The sequence below is a fragment of the Pseudomonas sp. B19(2017) genome, from assembly GCF_002113165.1.
In the GTDB taxonomy this organism is placed as follows: Bacteria; Pseudomonadota; Gammaproteobacteria; order Pseudomonadales; family Pseudomonadaceae; genus Aquipseudomonas.
In genome coordinates this window covers 19703-36522 of sequence record NZ_NEJR01000004.1, presented here as the reverse complement: position 1 = coordinate 36522, position 16820 = coordinate 19703, and the positions used below count along the sequence as shown (strand labels likewise).

Here is a 16820-nt window from a genome sequence, read left to right as displayed (position 1 = left end):
TCGGTAAAGATGAGGGTAGAGCGTTGCCGGCCACGGACCATGGCCTTGAGCCATGACTTTAGCGAGCAATGCCCCGCATGGCCAGTGTCATGCCAGCAACCCCAGGGATTTGGCCTTGGCCACTGCCTGGGTACGCCGCTCCACCCCCAGCTTGCTGTTGATATGGCTGGCGTGGGTTTTCACCGTATGCAGGGAAATGAACAGCCGCTCGCTGATCTGTTGGTTCGAACAGCCCTGGGCAATCAGCTCGAGCACGGCCTTCTCGCGGCCACTCAGGGCTTCGCCAGGGGTGGCGCCTGGCATCTGCGGCAAGCGCTTGAGCAGTTCGGCCTGTACCGGGCAAGCGCCAGCTGCCTGCAACTGTTCGAGAAGCCACTGCGGGTGTTGTTCCAGCAACGGCTGGAACGGCTGCAGCACGCCGCCATGGGCTGCTTCCAGCAACCTTGGCAACAACTGGGCGGCCTGCCCTTCCCGGCCTTCGCCCAGCAACAAGCCAAGCCACTGGCACAGGGCACTGACGCAGAGCATCATGCCGCCACTGGCCTGGCCGCGCTCGACCAGGCCGGCCAGGCGTTGCGCCGCGTCGTCGCTGCGCGACTGGATACGCTCGAGCAATGCCTGCTGCAAGGCGATGTGCAATGGCAGCAACGGGTGGAACTCGGGGGCCGCCGCCGGTTGCTCGCCACCGTAGGTCTGGCCCAGGCGCAGCAGCCAGGACTCGGCCAGGTCGATGCGCCCCTGGGCCAGCCACAACTCGCATTTGACCAAGGTGATCATGGCCAGGTAGTAGACCGGCGGCACATCCCAGATATGCATCAACCGCTCGGCTTCGGCCAGTTCGGCAAAGGCTTCGGCAAAGTGCCCTTCCCTGCCATCGAGCGTAGCGATCACGCAGTGGCCGATGAGCACACTGATATCGCGGCAGGCCCGCGCCTCGCCCAGCCCCGCACGCAAGCGGGCACGGCCCTGGGCCGGCTGCAGACGCGAGACCAGCAGGTAGCCTTCGTAAAGCGTCAGCCGCGCGCGCACGGCATACAGGCGCTGTGCCGACAGCCCTTGCAGGCGCTGCAGCCCCTCGCGCACTTCGTCCAGCGCACGCAACACTTCGCCACGGGCATGCAGCACCCGCGCCCGGTCGTAATGGGCCAAGGCCTCGAACAGTGGGTTGCCGACACGCTGGGCCAGTTCCAGGGCCTCGCGGTTCCAGCCCCGGGCCCGCCAGAAATCGCCATCGGCAATTGCCAGGTTGGACAGCGTCGACAGGCACACCAGGCGTTGGCCATAGCGCTTGCTCGGCAGGCTCTGCAGCGCTTCGCCGCAATAGGCCAGGGTACGCTCGCGGTCGCCCCGGCCACGGGCGATCACCCCACTCAGCGCCAGCCACTGGGCCAGCATGGACTTTTGCGCGGTCGCCGAAGGTGCGGGCAGGAAGCGGCTGAGGTAACCCGCCAGTTCCTCGGCCGCGTCTAGCTGACACGCCAGGCCCAATGCCCAGCTGTACAGCACGATCAGCCGTGGCGTGCTGATGAGCAGGCTGTCGGGCAGGTCCATTTTCCAGCGCAGCAACATACCAACGTTCTGTTCAGCCAGCAGTTGTTCCTCGGACAGGCTCTGCACGAGGTCGGCGGCGACATCGAGGTGACCGGCACGCAGTGCCTGCTCCACCGCTTCGTCAAGCAGGCCCTGGCTTTCGAACCAGCGGCAGGCACGCAGCTGCAGACTGGCCAGCGGCTCGCTGGCCTGGCGGCTGCGCAGCAGGTCGGAGAACAGGTGGTGATAGCGGAACCAGTGGCCATGCTCGTCCAGCGGCACCAGGAAAACCTGGTGCGCCTGCAGGAAACGCAGGATCGCGGCACTGTCATGGCGGCCGCGTATGGCATCGCACAGCGGGGCGCAGAACCGTTCCTGGCATGCCGTGTCGTACAGGAAGGCCTGTACGTCGGCGGGCAGCATGTCGATGACTTCTTCCAGCAGATAGTCGCGGATCAGGCCTTCGCCGCCATGCAAGGCCTGGGGCAAGGAATGTTCGTCGGCAGACTCGCTGGCCGCCAGTTGCCAGAAACGCAACCCGGCCACCCAACCATCGCTGCGCTGGATCAGATTGTCCAGGGCCTGGCCACGCAGGCCGGTGGGCTGGCGACCGATCACCGCCAGCGACTCTTCGTCGGTCAGGCGCAAGTCCTGTTCGTTGAGTTCGACCAGATGCCGCGACAGGCGCAGGCGCGCCAGGTGCCAGTCCGGGCGCTGGCGGCTGGTGACCAGCAGCACCAGCCCGGCGGGCAGGTGATTGAGGAAGAACTGCAGGCAACGATCGAGCACTGGCCCCTGAGCCAGGTGATAGTCGTCCAGCACCAGCAGCAAAGGCGTATCGGCTTGCAGGTACAGCGCCAGCTCGTCAAGCAGGCCGTCGAGCCATTCCTCGAAAGCGAAAGGTTGGTGACGCTGGCGCATTTTCAGCAGGCCCATGGCCTGGCCGCCCAGCGCCGGGCAGTATTGCTGCAAGCCTTCGAGCAGGCGTTCGAGGAAGCGGCCAGGGTCGGCATCACGCTGGCTCAGCCCCAGCCACAGGCTACGCCAGTGTTCGGGCAGCGCTTCGCAAAATTCGATGGCCAGGGCGCTTTTGCCGAACCCGGCGGGGGCATTGACCAGCAAAAGCCGCCCGCCGAGGCCCGCTTGCAGCCGCTGGCACAGGCGCAGGCGCGGCACATGGCCGTCCGGCAAGGGTGGCCGGAAGAAACGCCCGTCCAGCAGGCCCAAGGCCTGGCTGGTGAATCCATGCGTACGGGACAGATCTGTCATGGCCGGCTCGTTCTGGTTGGAAGACTACGGCGGTATGGATGCTTGCGAGACTAGCGGGTAACGCTGCGCATTTGAAGATGATGGGCGCAATTGGGTTGTAAAAGACTACGACAAAAAGCAACAGCGCTGATGGACAGGGGCTGGGGCGGGGCTTTGCCGAGGTATTCACCAGGCTTATTGCCTGTTCCGGCCTCTTCGCGGGCACGCACGCTCCCACAGGATCGGCACGGTCTTCAAGACTTGCACAGTACCTGTGGGAGCGGGCGCGCCCGCGAAAGGGCCAGAACGGGAAAATGAAACGCCCCGGACAAGCCGGGGCGCTCAGAGGTTGCGCGATACTTAGCGAATGCCCGACTGGCGCAGTGCCGCCGGCTGGAAGTCAGCCTTGCTGGCGCTGAAGCCGAAGTCGTAGGCGCGTTTTTCTTCGTTCTTCATGCCCAACGCCAGGTAACGCCCCGACTGCAGGTCGTAGATGGCCTCCAGGGTGTACCACGGCACCTCGACGTTGTAGTACGGCTGGGCATGCGCCTCGGACACGCGCCACAGCTGGCCACGGCCGTCGTACTGGTCGATCACCGCAGCCTGCCAGGTGTCCTCGTCGATGTAGAAGTCACGCTTGGCATAGATGTGCCGTTGGCCCGGCTTGAGGGTCGCAACCACGTGCCACACGCGGCGCAGCTCGTAACGGGTCAGGTCCTGGTTGATGTGCCCAGCCTTGATGATGTCGGTGTACTTGAGCTTGGGGTCGTCGAGCTTGTAGGCGTTGGACGCAATGTACAGCTCCTTCTTGCCTTCCAGCTTCCAGTCATAGCGGTCTGGCGCACCGTTGAACATGTCCAGGTTGTCCGAGGTGCGCAAACCGTCGGCCGCGGTACCTGGGCCGTCGTACGACACTTGCGGTGCCTGGCGCACGCGGCGCTGGCCGGCATTGTAGATCCATGCCTTGCGCGGTTCCTTCACTTGGTCGAGGGTTTCGTGCACCAGCAGCACGGTACCGGCCAGGCGCGCGGGCGCGGTCACTTCCTGCTTGAAGTAGAACAGGATATTGCCCGGGTTGTTCGGGTCGTAATCCTTCATCCTTTCACGGAAAACGAACTGGTCGGAGAAGAACACCGGGTTGAAAGAGCCGTTCTGTTGCGGCGTGGCCTGGGTCACCAGGCGGCTGACGCTGCCGCCCCGATAGCGGGTGATGTGGTTCCAGATCACCTCCAGGCCGCTTTTGGGAATCGGGAACGGCACCGCCGTGCGGAAGTTGTTCAGGCCGTTGCCGCCTTCGACCAGGGTGGTCTTGGTGGCGTTTTCCTTGATGGCGGCGAACACGTCGGCCGGCACCGTGGAACCGCGGTGGGTCTTGAATACCGGGATCTTGAAGGTGTCCGGGTAACGCTTGAGCATGGCCAGCTGGCCCGGCGAGAGCTTTTCCTTGTACTGGTCTGCATTCTGCGCAGTGATGGTGAACAGCGGCTTTTCACTGCCATACGGGTCGGACAGGAAGCCCTTGCCGTCGACACTGCCTGCGGTCTTCGACAGCGGCTCCCACGGGCCGATCGAGCCGTCGGCGTTACCAGCTTTTTCGGCGCCCATCGGGGTCAGGGTACTGCCCAGCTTGGCCGCCTCGTCGGCGGATACTGCAGCCATGACGCTGGTCGCCAGCAGGGACAGGCCCAGTACACCGGCTTGCAGCAGACTTCTGGTCTTGTTCATGTCGTGTCGTCCTGGATCTGAATGCTTAGAAGTTCACGCCGAAGCTGAGCGCGACGAAGTCGCGGTCGTCCACGGTGGTGTACTTGCCATCGAAGAAGTTGGTGTACGACAGGCTTGCCGTGTAGGTGTTCTGGTACTCGGCGTCGAGGCCCAGGCTGACAGCCTTGCGGCCTTCCTCGAAGTTGGCGCCAGGGCCTGGCGAGTAGCCGGAGACGTCGTGCGACCAAGCCACGCTCGGCTTCAGGTTGACCCCGGCGAAGACGTCGTTGTAGTCCCAGATAACCCGGGCGCGGTAACCCCAGGAAGTGCTGGTGGTGAAGCCATCATTCTCGCAGTTGCGGGTCAGGTTGGCGGTAGAGGCCCCCGCACCAGCGCCTGCGATGGTGCCGGCATTGAGTGCCTGACAGGTATTGGCCCCACCCGTAGATGGCAGCGGGCCTGGACCGTACACCGGGTCGCGACCATAGCGGGTGTCGTGCGCGCTCTCCAGGCCACCCACATGGGTGACACCGAGCTCACCCACCACGGTCATTCGGCTGGCGCCCATCACCTGGTCGAAGAAATGTGTGAGGGTGGTCTGGAACTGAGTGATCTCCTTGCGGCGATACCCATGCAGGTCCTCCCCGGGCGTACCAGTCAGCAGCGAAGCGTTGCTCAAGCTATCGCCAATAGGGCGGACCCCGGCGAACAGAATATCCGTGGTATTGAGTTGCACCGGTGCGTTGGGGCGGTAGCTGAGCTCGCCGCTCCAGGCGGTCCCGGTGGGCAACGTGGTGGAGAAGCTCAAGCCATAAAGGCGGATATCCTCGGGGTATTCGACGAAGTACTCGGAGTTACCCGCCACGATCAACGGCCGCAGCCCTGCAAACGGTGTATTCGTCAAGCGATCTGCTGCGGTAAATGTAGCCTGCGAGGCGCCGGTCGCGCTGAAAATAGGCGCACGGCTGTGGTAATTCATGAAATAAGCACCGAACTCGGTACCCAGCGGTTCAAACATGTAGCGGAACGCCACGCCAAACTGACCACTGTCTCGGGCATCACGGTCAGCCCCGCGCCTCACCAACACGCCCTCTTCGTTGTAGTTCACATTGTTGGCGGCAAGCACACCTCTGGCCTGCGCCGGCAGCGCGTTGAGCGTGCGGCTACTGCTGAGCACACGCAGATTGTCGGTACAGCCATCAGCAATGATGTCCGGCTGGGAGAAGAAGGTGCCGCAGTTGTCGACGACCGTCTGGTCCCACTCGATCTGGTAGAAGGCCTCGGCCGACAGGTTGTCGGTGAGGCTTTGCGAGATGTAGAACATGTTGACCGGAATCAGGCCTTCCTTGATCTCGGCCCCCGGGCGGCGGAACGCCGACACGTCGATCGGGTTGATCGAGTTGATGCCGCCGCCGATGAAGGTACTTTCACCCCAGCTCACCACCTGCTTGCCCAGGCGCACCGAGCCAGGCTGATCGCCGATGGCGTAGTTGTGGTAGACAAATGCGTCGAGTAGCTCGGCACCGGACGATTTGGCGCCTTCCTTGCGGTTGGAGTCGCTGATGTCCTTGAACTCGCGGCCTTCGTCCTTCAGTTCGAAGTCGTACCAGTACTTGCCACGGACGAACACACCGGTGTCGCCGTACTTCAGTTCCAGGTCATGGATACCCTTGAAGATCTTGGAGAAGGTTTCGCCCTTCTTGAAGTTCAGGTGGCCATCGTCGGATGTCTGCGACAGGCCCTTGCCGCCGTTGTTCACCCCGATCAGGTTCTTGTTGGGGTTGGCCGTCGACCAGCTGGCGCCGATGGAGAGCGACGAGTCGAACTGGCCTTCGATTTCACCAATGTTGAAACTGACAGCGAAAGCAGGACTTGCGAGCGTGGAAGCAAGGCTGACGGCCAGGGGCAACTTGGCCCGGCGCCAGAACAGGTTTGCAGATTTCATCGACGCTACTCCATGTACTTTTTTTGTTATGGCAGTGAGTCCTTTCAAGAACGGCCCGAGCGACCGGTGTGCAGGCTTGCGCCCGCGGCGACACGGCTTGCGCATGTCGCCTTCCCCCATTCCTGAAAATCCCCTGGCCCCGACTATAGCCAGCAAGGCACAGGCGCTTGATCCCTCTAAAGTGTGATTTGCGCTCCGTGCTGCCAACTCGCTGTAATGCTGTCCCGGTTGCGCGCTGGCAGTGCTAAAGGATGGCGCATTTCTGCCGTTTGGCAAGGCCAGGCCGCTCTAGCATGCGGGTCGCGCGCAGTGGTACGCGACCCGCAAGGCGGTTACAGCGTGGACAGGAACGCGCTGTTGCTGGCCTGCCACTGGACGATGTCCTGGCGGATGCGTTTCTTGTCGAGCTTGCCGACACTGGTCTTGGGAATTTCAGTAACAACGGCGATCTGGCCTGGAATGGCCCACTTGTTGATGTGCCCTTGCTCGACGAACGGCTTGAGATGTTCCTTCAACGCCTTGGCGTCGATGACCTGGCCTTCGCGCACCACCAGCAGGGCAAACGGGCGCTCGCCCCACTGCGGGTCGGCCACCCCCACCACCGCCACTTCGCGCACGGCCGAGTGGCGGCTGATCAGGTCTTCGAGGTCAAGCGAGGATATCCACTCGCCACCGGTCTTGATCACATCCTTGATGCGGTCGCGGATGTCGATGTAGCCCATGCCGTCCAGCGTGGCGACATCACCGGTGTGCAGCCAGCCACCCTGCCACAGCTCCTCGCTTTTTTCCGGCTCCTTGAAGTAGCCCATGGTCAGCCACGGCGCGCGCAGCACCAGCTCACCCTGGGTTTCACCGTCGGCAGGCAGGAAGTTGCCGTCGCCGTCGACGATAGCCGCCTCGACCAGCGGTACCGGCACGCCGGCCTTGATACGGTAGGTGACGCGCTCATCCTCGCTGCCGGCTTGCAGCTCGTCGTTCAGGTGGGCGGCGGAAATCAGCGGACAGGTCTCGGACATGCCATACGCGGCGGTCAGCTGGATACCGCGCGCCAGGGCGGCCTGGTACAACGAGCGGTTGAGCGCGCTGCCGCCGATGATGATCTTCCAGCCGCCGAAATCCTGGCCTTGGGAAGTCGGGCAGTTGAGCAACATCTGCAGGATGGTCGGCACGCAATGAGAGAAAGTGACCTTTTCCTCACGCCACAGTTTGATCAGCATGTCAGGCTCGTAGCGCCCCGGATACACCTGCTTCATGCCGAGCATGGTGGCGGCGTAGGGAATACCCCAGGCGTGCACGTGGAACATCGGGGTAATGGGCATGTACACGTCGTTGCTGCCCAGCAGGCGCACACTGTCGATACTGCCGGTCACCGAAGCTTCAGCCAGGGTATGCAGCACCAGTTGCCGGTGGGTGAAATACACCCCCTTGGGGTTGCCGGTGGTACCGGTGGTGTAGAAGGTGGTGGCCACCGAGTTCTCGTCGAAGTCGGGGAAGTCGTAGCCCGGGCTGGCAGCGGCCAGCAGTTGCTCGTATTCGCCCACCAGGTTGGGCAGCTCGGCGGTCTTGTCCGGGCCGTCGGTCAGCAGCAGGGTCTTGTCGACGGTAGTCAGCTGCCCGGCGATGGCCTGGTACAGGCCGACGAAATCGCTGTTGACCAGCACCACGCGGTCTTCGGCGTGGTTCATGGTGTAGAGAATCTGCTCGGGCGACAGGCGCACGTTGATGGTGTGCACCACTGCACCGATCATCGGAATGGCGAACATGCATTCCAGGTAGCGGTGGCTGTCCCAGTCCATCACCGCCACGGTGTCACCGGCCTTTACCCCGGCTTCGGTCAGCACGTTGGCCAGGCGCGCGATGCGTTCGTTGAGCTGTGGGTAGGTCAGCCGCAACTGGTCGCGGTAGACGATTTCGCGGGTCTTTTCATAGCGGCTGCCGGACATCAGCAGGCGCTTGATCAGCAGGGGGTAGGCGTAGGCGCCCTCGGCGGGCTTGATGATGCGGGTCTGCAACATGGGTATCCCTTTCTGAAAAGCGGGCCGGACAAGTCTGGAACTACTGTAGTTCGTCAATGTGACGGCTAAATCAGCCGAAGGAATGATTTGCATGGCGAAGGTATGAGTGGCGGGCGTTGACGGGCGGTAACCGCGGGCTAGACACTGCGCCGAAAGCTTCAGGATTTGTGCTGGAGCCAAAGGCCCTTTCGCGGGCACGCCCGCTCCCACAGTTACCCCGCCCTACCTCGGAGAACTCCATGCCCAGCCCGCGTCGCGCCGTGTTTCTCGATCACCAGTCCCTGGACCTGGGCGATCTCGACCTCTCGCCCCTGCAGCAGCAGTTCGACACGTTCGAGCTGTTCGCCGCCACCCGTCCGGAGCAGGTCGCCGAACGCCTGCAGGGCGCGGTGGCGGTGATCAGCAACAAGGTCATGCTCGACGCCGCCACCCTGGCCGCCAACCCGCAACTGAAGCTGATCCTGGTGGCCGCCACCGGCACCAACAATGTCGACCTGGCGGCTGCGCGCGCCCAGGGCGTCACCGTGTGCAACTGCCAGGGCTACGGCACGCCGTCCGTCGCCCAGCACACCCTCGCCCTGCTGCTGGCCCTGGCCACCCGGCTGTGCGACTACAACCAGGCGGTAGCCGACGGCCAGTGGGCCAAGGCCAGCCAGTTCTGCCTGCTGGACTTCCCCATCGTCGAACTGGAGGGCAAGACCCTTGGCCTGCTCGGTCACGGTGAGCTGGGCGGCGCGGTGGCGCGGCTGGCCGAAGCCTTCGGCATGCGCGTGCTCAGCGGGCAGATCCCCGGCCGCCCGGAACGCCCCGACCGTTTGCCGCTGGACGAACTGCTGCCGCAAGTCGACGCCCTGACCCTGCACTGCCCGCTGAACGAGCACACCCGAAACATGCTCGGGGCCCGCGAACTGGCCCTGCTAAAGCCCAACGCACTGGTGGTCAACACCGCCCGTGGCGGCCTGATCGACGAGCAAGCACTGGCCGACGCCCTGCGCAGTGGCCACCTGGGCGGCGCCGCCACCGATGTGCTGAGCGTGGAGCCGCCGGTCAACGGCAACCCGCTGCTGGAGCCCGGCATCCCGCGCCTGATCATTACCCCGCACAGCGCCTGGGGTGCGGTGGAATCGCGCCAGCGCATCGTCGGCCAGCTCAGCGAGAACGCCCAGGCCTTCTTCGCCGGGCAGCCACGCCGCGTGGTCAGCTGAGCCCGGCGTCTACCTCTGCTACACTGCGCCACTTTTTTCCAGGAGGCGTCGTCCATGGACCCGCGCAGTGAAGTGTTGCTCCGCCAGGCAGAGCTGTTCCAGGGGCCGCTGCTGCTTGCCGGCGCCCCCGCCGACGGCCTGCTCGCCCAGTTGCCCCAGGCCCAGGCCTGGACCTGGCATGCGGGCGACCAGGCCGTGCTCGAAAGCCGCTTCGCCGGCCGCAGCCACTATGCGGTCGAGCCCCCTGAAGTGGCTTTTGAAAGTGCCGTGCTGTTCCTGCCCAAGTCCCGTGAACTGGCCGCCTACCTGCTCAACGCCCTGGCCTCGCGCCTGGCCGGCCGCGAGCTGTACCTGGTCGGCGAAAAACGCGGTGGCATCGAAGGCGCGGCCAAGCAGCTGCAGGCCTTCGGCAAGCCGCGCAAGCTCGACAGCGCCCGCCATTGCCAGCTGTGGCAGGTGACCATCGAGCACTCGCCAGAAGCCAAACCCCTGGAAAGCCTGGCCGAACGCTTCGAGCTCAGCCTGGAAGACGGCCCGTTGCAGGTGGTCAGCCTGCCCGGTGTGTTCAGCCATGGCCGCCTCGATCGCGGTACCGCCCTGCTGCTCAAGCACCTGGATGGCCTGCCGAGCGGCCATGTGCTGGACTTTGGCTGCGGCGCCGGGGTGCTGGGCGCCACGGTCAAACGCCGTTATCCACAAAGCCGGGTGACTTTGCTGGACGTGGATGCCTTCGCCGTGGCCGCCAGCCGCCTGACCTTGGCCGCCAATGGTCTGGAAGGCGAAGTGATCAGCGGCGATGGCATCGACGCGGCGCCGACCGGGTTGAGCCTGATCCTGAGTAACCCACCGTTCCATACCGGGGTGCACACCAACTACCAGGCATCGGAAAACCTGCTGAAAAAATCGGCCGTTCATCTGCAAAAAGGTGGCGAAATGCGCCTGGTTGCCAACAGCTTCCTGCGCTACCAGCCGCTGATCGAAGGGGCACTGGGCAACTGTCAGGTACGCGACGAGGCCGATGGCTTCCGCATCTACCGTGCAACACACGGCTAAAAACAGCGCTTGCCGAAAGCGTTTTGCCTAGGCAGAATCCGCACCGTCCTAGGGGAGTAGTCTCCCGCGAGCGCCCAGCTCGCCCGGTACGCGTCAACATACTTGGTCCACAGACCATGGCGCGTGCGACCCACCATGCCAGCCTGCATGGCGAGATCCGCATAGACGGATCCAGGGTTTGACAAGACCTATGACACGCACACCTTACCCGGGGCGGGGAGGTTGTACGTGTCATAGCCGTGTCGACCCGCCCCCGTAGGAATCCTGATGCTGGAATCTCTGTTGGTCCCCACCGCCATCGTTGCGCTCGCCGAAATCGGCGACAAGACGCAATTGCTCGCGCTCATTCTCGCGGCCCGCTTCCGCAAGCCCTGGCCGATCATCGCCGGTATCATCGCCGCCACTCTGGCCAACCATGCCGCGGCCGGTGCCGTGGGCGCGTGGGTCGGCAGCTTCTTCAGTGACTCGGCACTGCACTGGATTCTGGCCGCGAGCTTCACCGCCACTGCGCTGTGGACCCTGATACCGGACAAGATGGATGACGACGAAAACCCGGCACGCCGCTTCGGGCCGTTCCTGACCACGCTGATCGCGTTCTTCCTGGCTGAAATCGGTGACAAGACCCAGGTCGCCACGGTGATGCTGGCTGCGCAATATCCGCACCTGATCATGGTCATTATCGGCACCACCCTGGGCATGTTGATCGCCAACGTGCCGGTGGTACTGGCGGGTAACTTCGCGGCGGACAAACTGCCGTTGACGCTGATCCGTCGCCTGGCGGCCACGGCGTTCTTCGTGCTGGCGATCGTGGCCGTTTATTCGGCGATGAAGGCCAGTGGCTGGGTGGGGTAACCCGAAAGACGACAGGCTGATGCCGAACCTGTAGGAGCAGCCTTGCGCTGCGAAGAGGCCGGTACAGGCACCAGGAAATGTGGTGCTCTTACCGGCCCTTTCGCAGCACAAGGCTGCTCCTGCAAGGGGTAAGCATCTGGAAGTCGGGGTTTACTTCCTGGCCGCCTGATACAACGGCATCACCTTCGGAATCGCCGCCTGCAGCGAAGCAATGCGGCTCTGCGACGCCGGGTGAGTGCTCATGAACTCAGGCGGTGCACCTTCGGAAGCCTGGCTCATCTTGTTCCACAGGGTAATCGCGGCATTCGGGTCGTAACCGGCACGCGCCGAAAGCTCCAGACCGATCAGGTCGGCTTCGTTCTCGTTGGCCCGGCTGTTGGGCAAGGTCATGGCATAGTTCACCACGGTATCGGCCATGGCCATGCCACCTTGGCCGAGGCCAAAGATGGCACCGGCACCCTGGCGGGCCATTTCCACGCCATACGCCTTGGACATTGCCTCGCGGCTGTGCTCACGCAGGGCATGGGCGATCTCGTGGCCCACCACCGCAGCAATTTCCGCATCGGTGAGCTTGAGCTGGTCGATCAGCCCTGTGTAGACGATGATCTTGCCGCCCGGGCCGCAGTTGGCGTTGAGCTCGTCGCTCTTGATCACGTTGACTTCCCAGTTCCACTGCGCGGCATCCGGGCGGAACTTGGGCGCCTGGGCGATCAGGCGGTTGGCAATGACCTGCACACGCTTGGCATCGGCGCTGGACTTGTCGAGCACGCCTTTGTTCGATGCCTCCCCCAGGGTCTGCTGGTACGACTGGGCGTACATCTGGTTGACCTCATCGGTCGAGAGCATGCTGAACATGTACTGCTTGCGCTCGACGCCGACAGCTCCGCCGCTGGTGGTATTCACCGCCTGGCAGCCGGCTAGCAGGATGCCAGCACTCAACAGGCTGACGACAAAAGACTTACGCATGAAAACACTCCCTTTCTACATGCGCCGTATCCTAGGCTGACTCGCCGGTGGGCCGCCATAGCCGCATGGAAGATTTTCTTCGCCTGTACCGGCCTTTTCGCGGGCATGCCCGCTCCCACAGGGAATGCTGTCAGCCTGAGGACCCGCGAAGAGGCCGGTACAGGCAACCCCTCAAGCCGGGGTAAGGCACTCTGGCGCATCCAGCTTCGGGTCATTGACGAAATTCGCCAGGGCCCGCTCACGCAACGTCGCCGGCGGGCTGGCCAGCAGCTCGTGCAAGCGGGTCAGCGGCGTGTCCGGGTCAAGCCAGGCCGCCTGCCCGGCCTCGTCCAGTATCAGCGGCCGGCGCTGGTTCATCGCCGCCTGGGTCACCACCGCGCAACTCAGCCACACCTGGTCCTGCACCGGGTAAGCCTCCCACACGGCAGCGAAGTACAGCGACGCGCCCTCCCCCGGGGTCAGCCAGTACGGGCGCTTGCGCACGCTGCCACGCCATTCGTAAAAGCCGTTGGCCGGCATCAGGCAGCGGCGCTGGCGAAGCGCGTCACGAAACATCGGCTGCTCGGCCAGGGTCTCGGCGCGGGCATGGGCGGGGGTACGGGAAAGGTCGGTGAGCCAGGCCGGGGTCAGCCCCCAGCGCGCCTTGGCCAATTGCAGCTGGCCGTCGAGCTGGCGCTGGATCAGCACCGAGCCCCCCGGCGAGATGTTCCATTGGGCTGGCTGGCCGACGGGAAACCCCGGCAGACTGGCAAGGGCCTGAGGCCAGCGAAACAGGGCATAACGTCCACACATGGGCGAATTAAGAACCTAGCAGATCAAGGTACCGGGGAAACTCTCCGGTTCGTCGCCAACCAGTGGCTGGGCGTCATTGTACGCATCGATCAGTTGCCGTGCGTACTCGGCCTGCTCGTCAGCCACCGCAAGCCCCAGCAGGCCCTGCAGCGGCAACTCGCCGGCAGCACCGACCAGGTCACGGCCGACCAGGTGCGCCTCGATCCCCTCGCTGGCGAGCATGCCCGCCAGCATTTCCGCCTCGAGCAGGCTTTCCGGTTCGTAGATACGCTGCATCAGGCATCGTCCTCACGGCGGACGTCGAGCATCCATTCGTCACCATGCACCTGCAGAATGAACACCACAGGCTGGCAGCACACCTGGCAGTCCTCGGTGTAGACCTGGTCACCACCTGACAGGTCAACAGTGGTTTCCACACGCTCGCCACAATAAGGGCAATCATAGAAGTCGGTTTCCAGCATCGAGGTCTCCGCAGTGACTTATGCGTATAATTGCCGGTCTATTTACAGGGCCTGTGTGTGTCCGAGCCGTTTTTCGGAGCCCGTCCCTACCTTATTACCCTAGCCGTTTCCAACAAGAGAGCATGATGGGCGAATTCGATGCCATCCGACCGTACGACGACGCTGAGGTCCCTGCCGTTCTGGCACGCCTGCTCAGCGACCCGGCATTCCTCGATATCCTCACCCACTTCCGCTTCCCGCGTGCGGCCGGTGCTCTCGGCTGGTTGCTCAAACCGCTGATCGCCCGCCGCCTGCGCAAGGAGTTCGCCGGCGTCACCTGTGTCTCGACCCTGCAGGACAAAGTCGAGTACTACGTCGACCAGACCATCGACCGCGCCACCGACGGCGTCACCTATTCGGGCGTAGAGCAGCTCAAGGCCGGCACCGCCTACCTGTTCCTGGCCAACCACCGTGACATTGTCATGGACCCGGCCTTCGTCAACTATGCGGTGTACCACGCCGGCCTGCCCACGCCGCGCATCGCCATTGGCGACAACCTGCTGCAAAAACCGTTTGTCAGCGACATGATGCGCCTGAACAAGAGCTTCATCGTGCACCGTTCGATCAGTGGGCGCCGCGAGAAGCTGGCGGCCTACCAGTTGCTTTCGGCCTATATCAACCACTCGATCCGCAACGACGCCACCTCAATCTGGATCGCCCAGGCCGAAGGCCGGGCCAAGGACGGTGACGACCGCACCGATTCGGCGATCCTCAAGATGTTCCACATGAGCCGCAAGGACGAGCCGTTCGGCGCGGTGATCCAGAGCCTGAACCTGACACCGGTGTCGATCAGCTACGAATACGACCCGTGCGACCAAGCCAAGGCCCGCGAACTGTACATCCGCGCCACCACCGGCACCTACAAGAAGGCGCCAGGCGAGGACGACAACAGCATCGCCAAGGGCATTACCGGTTACAAGGGCCGGGTGCACATCAACTTCGCCCCGCCAGTGACCGAGTACCACGAAGACACCAAGCAGCTGGCAGCGGAAATCGACCGGCAGATCCTTGGTGGCTACCGGCTGTTCCCGGTGCATTATCTGGCCTATGCCATGTGGGACGGCAAGGATGAGGCGCTGCAGGTGCCGAGCGCCGAGAAGGTGTTCCCGGCTGATGAGCTGGCCCGGGCGAAGGAAGAATGGCAACGCCGCCTGGATGCCTGCCCAGAGGAGCAGCGGCCGTACCTGGTGTTGCAGTATGCGACCCCGGTGCGCAACCAGTACCAGGTCAGGCAGCAGGCGCCGGTTGCCTGATCGGTCCTTGGGCTGCTTTGCAGCCCATCGCGACACAAGGCCGCTCCTACAGGTATCCGCGATCCCCTGTAGGAGCGGCCTTGTGTCGCGATGGGCCGCTAAGCGGCCCTGAAATCTCAAACCCAGGTACTGAACCAGGACAGCAGCAGCGCCATCGCCAGGCACGAAAAACCGAGAATATAGAAGTACCGCGGTACCCGCAGGTCGAACGCGTCCACTACCCCCTCACCCATTGCCATGTATTCGCGGGTCTCGGCCTCGCGCCGCCGCGCACTGTGCAGCAGCAACCCGCCCGGGCAGGTCAGCAGCAGCGCCAGCAGATTGATCAGCTTGATCGGGTGGGCGGCCAGGAACCCCCAGAGTACTTGCAAGGACATCACGCAACCTCGGCATGAGCGACGGCAAAGGACGGCATTTTACCCAAGTCGTTCCCTGACGCCCGGCCCAGGCGACAAAGTGTCATCAAGTTTCATCTGGCATGGCACGAGGATTTGCCGGCCTCTTCGCGGGCACGCCCGCTCCCACAGGAACACCACCATGTTCAGGTCCAGTGATATCCCTGTGGGAGCGGGCGTGCCCGCGAAAGGGCCGGCACAGGCAACAAAAAACCCGCTGCCTGGAACACAGGCAGCGGGTTCTGTTTTACCGCGGAAGGCTTACTGCCCCAGCACCTGACCGATGGTCGGGTCCTTGAACATGCGGGTCAGGGCATCGCTCAGCACATCGCCCACCAGCTGGGTGTTGGTTTCCTGGTTCGGCGCCATGCCGAAACGCTGGTCCAGCGAAGCGCCGTAACGGCCGCTGTAGCGGCGGCCGCCATTGGACACGTCGGCACGGAAGGTGGCACCGATAGTAGCCTCGGTCACGTACAGGTTGTCTTTCGGCGACTGGTACTTCAGCTCGGCCAGGGTCACGGTCAGCTGCGGCGCGTTGTAGGCGTTCGGCGTAGGGGTGAAGCCGAGCAGGCGCACCGCAGCTTCGGCCTGGGCCTGCAGCTTGGGCACGATGTCGTTACCGCTGACGCTGATGGTGCTGGTCTCGGGGTACATGCCACCGCGAGTGCCCAGGGACTGCGAGGCCCGGCCGTCAACCACCCGGACCACGACCGGCTGGCCATGGCCGACCGGGGCGAGCTGGGCCTTGAGCGTGGGTTGCGGGTTGAGTTGTTGCGGGCTGTGGGCACAACCGGCCAGGCTGAGGCTGGCCACGGCGATCAAACCGAACAACAGACGTTGCAACATGCGCGTTACTCCAGAAAAAGCGGCGAAGGCCCACAGTATACCTAGCCACGCATCGACCAGTCATCGGTCCGCCCCGCTTGTCACAATCGTTTCATCGCCACGCCCTTATCCTTGCGCCAAGCCCTAACGCAAAGGACTCGTCGCCATGGCCTCGCTCCGGACCCTGCTCTTCCAACGCCCGCGCCACAATGCCTATGCCTGCCTCGACGCCGACGGCAAATGCCTGGCCTTCAAGCAATGCAGCCAGGCGCCCGGCGGCAGCGGCTGGGTCCAGGTCGGCGAAATCCAGCTTGCCTGGCTGGGCCGCGAGCTACCCGCCAGCGCCCGGGTTTGCGCCCGCGCAAGCCGCCGCTGGCACCAGCGCATCCTCGCGGCCTGACAAACGCTGCAATAAAAACCACGAATGGCGACATTTCTGCCCGCGACATCGCTATAATCTCCCCCCGATTATAAGGACGTCTCCTGATCGGGCCCCGCACTCGCCGATTGACCCCGGCAACTTCAACGCTTCGCCCA

General features: G+C 63.8%; 15 protein-coding genes and 1 riboswitch. Of the genes, 5 read left to right on the top strand and 10 right to left on the bottom strand.

The window, feature by feature from the left end; translation table 11 throughout:
• Nucleotides 1–87 precede the first annotated feature (87 nt).
• The 4 genes from CAF70_RS07785 to CAF70_RS07765 form a co-directional block, all read right to left on the bottom strand.
• On the bottom strand, nt 88–2799 hold the full coding sequence (locus CAF70_RS07785) for a LuxR C-terminal-related transcriptional regulator (protein WP_085623755.1): 2712 nt from the start codon (nt 2797–2799) through the stop codon (nt 88–90).
• Between the two features lie 339 nt (nt 2800–3138).
• A complete protein-coding gene (locus tag CAF70_RS07775; protein WP_085623751.1) occupies nt 3139–4503 on the bottom strand; it encodes a DUF1329 domain-containing protein in 1365 nt (454 codons plus the stop codon).
• 25 nt (nt 4504–4528) lie between these two features.
• Nucleotides 4529–6427, bottom strand: a complete 1899-nt coding sequence (locus tag CAF70_RS07770; protein ID WP_085623749.1) for a DUF1302 domain-containing protein — start codon at nt 6425–6427, stop codon at nt 4529–4531.
• Between the two features lie 332 nt (nt 6428–6759).
• Nucleotides 6760–8442 (bottom strand): fatty acid--CoA ligase, encoded by a 1683-nt coding sequence (locus tag CAF70_RS07765; RefSeq protein WP_085623747.1) that lies wholly within the window; start codon nt 8440–8442, stop codon nt 6760–6762.
• Between the two features lie 239 nt (nt 8443–8681).
• On the opposite strand from CAF70_RS07765, the gene CAF70_RS07760 reads away from it, so the two are divergent.
• The 3 genes from CAF70_RS07760 to CAF70_RS07750 all read left to right on the top strand — a co-directional run bounded on the left by CAF70_RS07760 (nt 8682) and on the right by CAF70_RS07750 (nt 11552).
• Entirely contained in the window at nt 8682–9647 is a 966-nt protein-coding gene (locus CAF70_RS07760) for a 2-hydroxyacid dehydrogenase (protein WP_085623745.1), read from the top strand.
• Nucleotides 9648–9701: 54 nt separating this feature from the next.
• The gene (locus CAF70_RS07755; RefSeq protein ID WP_085623743.1) at nt 9702–10700 is read left to right on the top strand and encodes a class I SAM-dependent methyltransferase; all 999 of its coding nucleotides are present in this window, start codon (nt 9702–9704) and stop codon (nt 10698–10700) included.
• Nucleotides 10701–10739: 39 nt separating this feature from the next.
• A riboswitch (yybP-ykoY riboswitch) is annotated at nt 10740–10879 on the top strand.
• Nucleotides 10880–10967: 88 nt separating this feature from the next.
• Nucleotides 10968–11552: a TMEM165/GDT1 family protein gene (locus CAF70_RS07750; protein ID WP_085623741.1), complete on the top strand. Its 585-nt coding sequence runs from the start codon at nt 10968–10970 to the stop codon at nt 11550–11552.
• 150 nt (nt 11553–11702) lie between these two features.
• Here CAF70_RS07750 and CAF70_RS07745 read toward each other — a convergent pair whose 3' ends face one another.
• The 4 genes from CAF70_RS07745 to CAF70_RS07730 form a co-directional block, all read right to left on the bottom strand.
• On the bottom strand, nt 11703–12518 hold the full coding sequence (locus CAF70_RS07745) for a M48 family metallopeptidase (protein WP_085623739.1): 816 nt from the start codon (nt 12516–12518) through the stop codon (nt 11703–11705).
• Nucleotides 12519–12689: 171 nt separating this feature from the next.
• On the bottom strand, nt 12690–13310 hold the full coding sequence (locus CAF70_RS07740) for an SOS response-associated peptidase (RefSeq protein WP_085623737.1): 621 nt from the start codon (nt 13308–13310) through the stop codon (nt 12690–12692).
• Nucleotides 13311–13325: 15 nt separating this feature from the next.
• A complete protein-coding gene (locus CAF70_RS07735; protein WP_085623735.1) occupies nt 13326–13586 on the bottom strand; it encodes a putative signal transducing protein in 261 nt (86 codons plus the stop codon).
• The gene (locus CAF70_RS07730; RefSeq protein ID WP_023382331.1) at nt 13586–13771 is read right to left on the bottom strand and encodes a CPXCG motif-containing cysteine-rich protein; all 186 of its coding nucleotides are present in this window, start codon (nt 13769–13771) and stop codon (nt 13586–13588) included. The genes CAF70_RS07735 and CAF70_RS07730 overlap by 1 nt, the downstream gene beginning before the upstream one ends.
• Nucleotides 13772–13896: 125 nt before the next feature.
• On the opposite strand from CAF70_RS07730, the gene CAF70_RS07725 reads away from it, so the two are divergent.
• Nucleotides 13897–15063 carry a 1-acyl-sn-glycerol-3-phosphate acyltransferase gene (locus CAF70_RS07725; protein ID WP_024086266.1) on the top strand — a complete coding sequence of 389 codons (1167 nt, stop codon included), beginning with the start codon at nt 13897–13899 and terminating at the stop codon, nt 15061–15063.
• 116 nt (nt 15064–15179) lie between these two features.
• Here the strand turns inward: CAF70_RS07725 and CAF70_RS07720 are convergent, their stop codons facing one another.
• Nucleotides 15180–15440, bottom strand: coding sequence for a hypothetical protein (locus CAF70_RS07720; RefSeq protein ID WP_085623733.1), 261 nt, complete (start codon nt 15438–15440; stop codon nt 15180–15182).
• A gap of 279 nt (nt 15441–15719) precedes the next feature.
• Nucleotides 15720–16304, bottom strand: a complete 585-nt coding sequence (locus tag CAF70_RS07715; protein WP_085623731.1) for a YajG family lipoprotein — start codon at nt 16302–16304, stop codon at nt 15720–15722.
• 145 nt (nt 16305–16449) lie between these two features.
• Here CAF70_RS07715 and CAF70_RS07710 point away from each other — a divergent pair, with 145 nt between their 5' ends.
• Nucleotides 16450–16683, top strand: a complete 234-nt coding sequence (locus CAF70_RS07710; protein WP_085623728.1) for a hypothetical protein — start codon at nt 16450–16452, stop codon at nt 16681–16683.
• The last annotated feature ends 137 nt before the right edge of the window (nt 16684–16820 follow it).

What these genes read in the sequence shown, in the direction of transcription:
- CAF70_RS07735 (WP_085623735.1), bottom strand. Translation starts at nt 13,586, where the DNA reads ATGCAGCGTATCTACGAACCGGAAAGCCTGCTCGAGGCGGAAATGCTG.
- CAF70_RS07715 (WP_085623731.1), bottom strand. Translation starts at nt 16,304, where the DNA reads ATGTTGCAACGTCTGTTGTTCGGTTTGATCGCCGTGGCCAGCCTCAGC.
- CAF70_RS07740 (WP_085623737.1), bottom strand. Translation starts at nt 13,310, where the DNA reads ATGTGTGGACGTTATGCCCTGTTTCGCTGGCCTCAGGCCCTTGCCAGT.
- CAF70_RS07750 (WP_085623741.1), top strand. Translation starts at nt 10,968, where the DNA reads ATGCTGGAATCTCTGTTGGTCCCCACCGCCATCGTTGCGCTCGCCGAA.
- CAF70_RS07785 (WP_085623755.1), bottom strand. Translation starts at nt 2,799, where the DNA reads ATGACAGATCTGTCCCGTACGCATGGATTCACCAGCCAGGCCTTGGGC.
- CAF70_RS07765 (WP_085623747.1), bottom strand. Translation starts at nt 8,442, where the DNA reads ATGTTGCAGACCCGCATCATCAAGCCCGCCGAGGGCGCCTACGCCTAC.
- CAF70_RS07745 (WP_085623739.1), bottom strand. Translation starts at nt 12,518, where the DNA reads ATGCGTAAGTCTTTTGTCGTCAGCCTGTTGAGTGCTGGCATCCTGCTA.
- CAF70_RS07720 (WP_085623733.1), bottom strand. Translation starts at nt 15,440, where the DNA reads ATGTCCTTGCAAGTACTCTGGGGGTTCCTGGCCGCCCACCCGATCAAG.
- CAF70_RS07755 (WP_085623743.1), top strand. Translation starts at nt 9,702, where the DNA reads ATGGACCCGCGCAGTGAAGTGTTGCTCCGCCAGGCAGAGCTGTTCCAG.
- CAF70_RS07730 (WP_023382331.1), bottom strand. Translation starts at nt 13,771, where the DNA reads ATGCTGGAAACCGACTTCTATGATTGCCCTTATTGTGGCGAGCGTGTG.
- CAF70_RS07770 (WP_085623749.1), bottom strand. Translation starts at nt 6,427, where the DNA reads ATGAAATCTGCAAACCTGTTCTGGCGCCGGGCCAAGTTGCCCCTGGCC.
- CAF70_RS07710 (WP_085623728.1), top strand. Translation starts at nt 16,450, where the DNA reads ATGGCCTCGCTCCGGACCCTGCTCTTCCAACGCCCGCGCCACAATGCC.
- CAF70_RS07725 (WP_024086266.1), top strand. Translation starts at nt 13,897, where the DNA reads ATGGGCGAATTCGATGCCATCCGACCGTACGACGACGCTGAGGTCCCT.
- CAF70_RS07760 (WP_085623745.1), top strand. Translation starts at nt 8,682, where the DNA reads ATGCCCAGCCCGCGTCGCGCCGTGTTTCTCGATCACCAGTCCCTGGAC.
- CAF70_RS07775 (WP_085623751.1), bottom strand. Translation starts at nt 4,503, where the DNA reads ATGAACAAGACCAGAAGTCTGCTGCAAGCCGGTGTACTGGGCCTGTCC.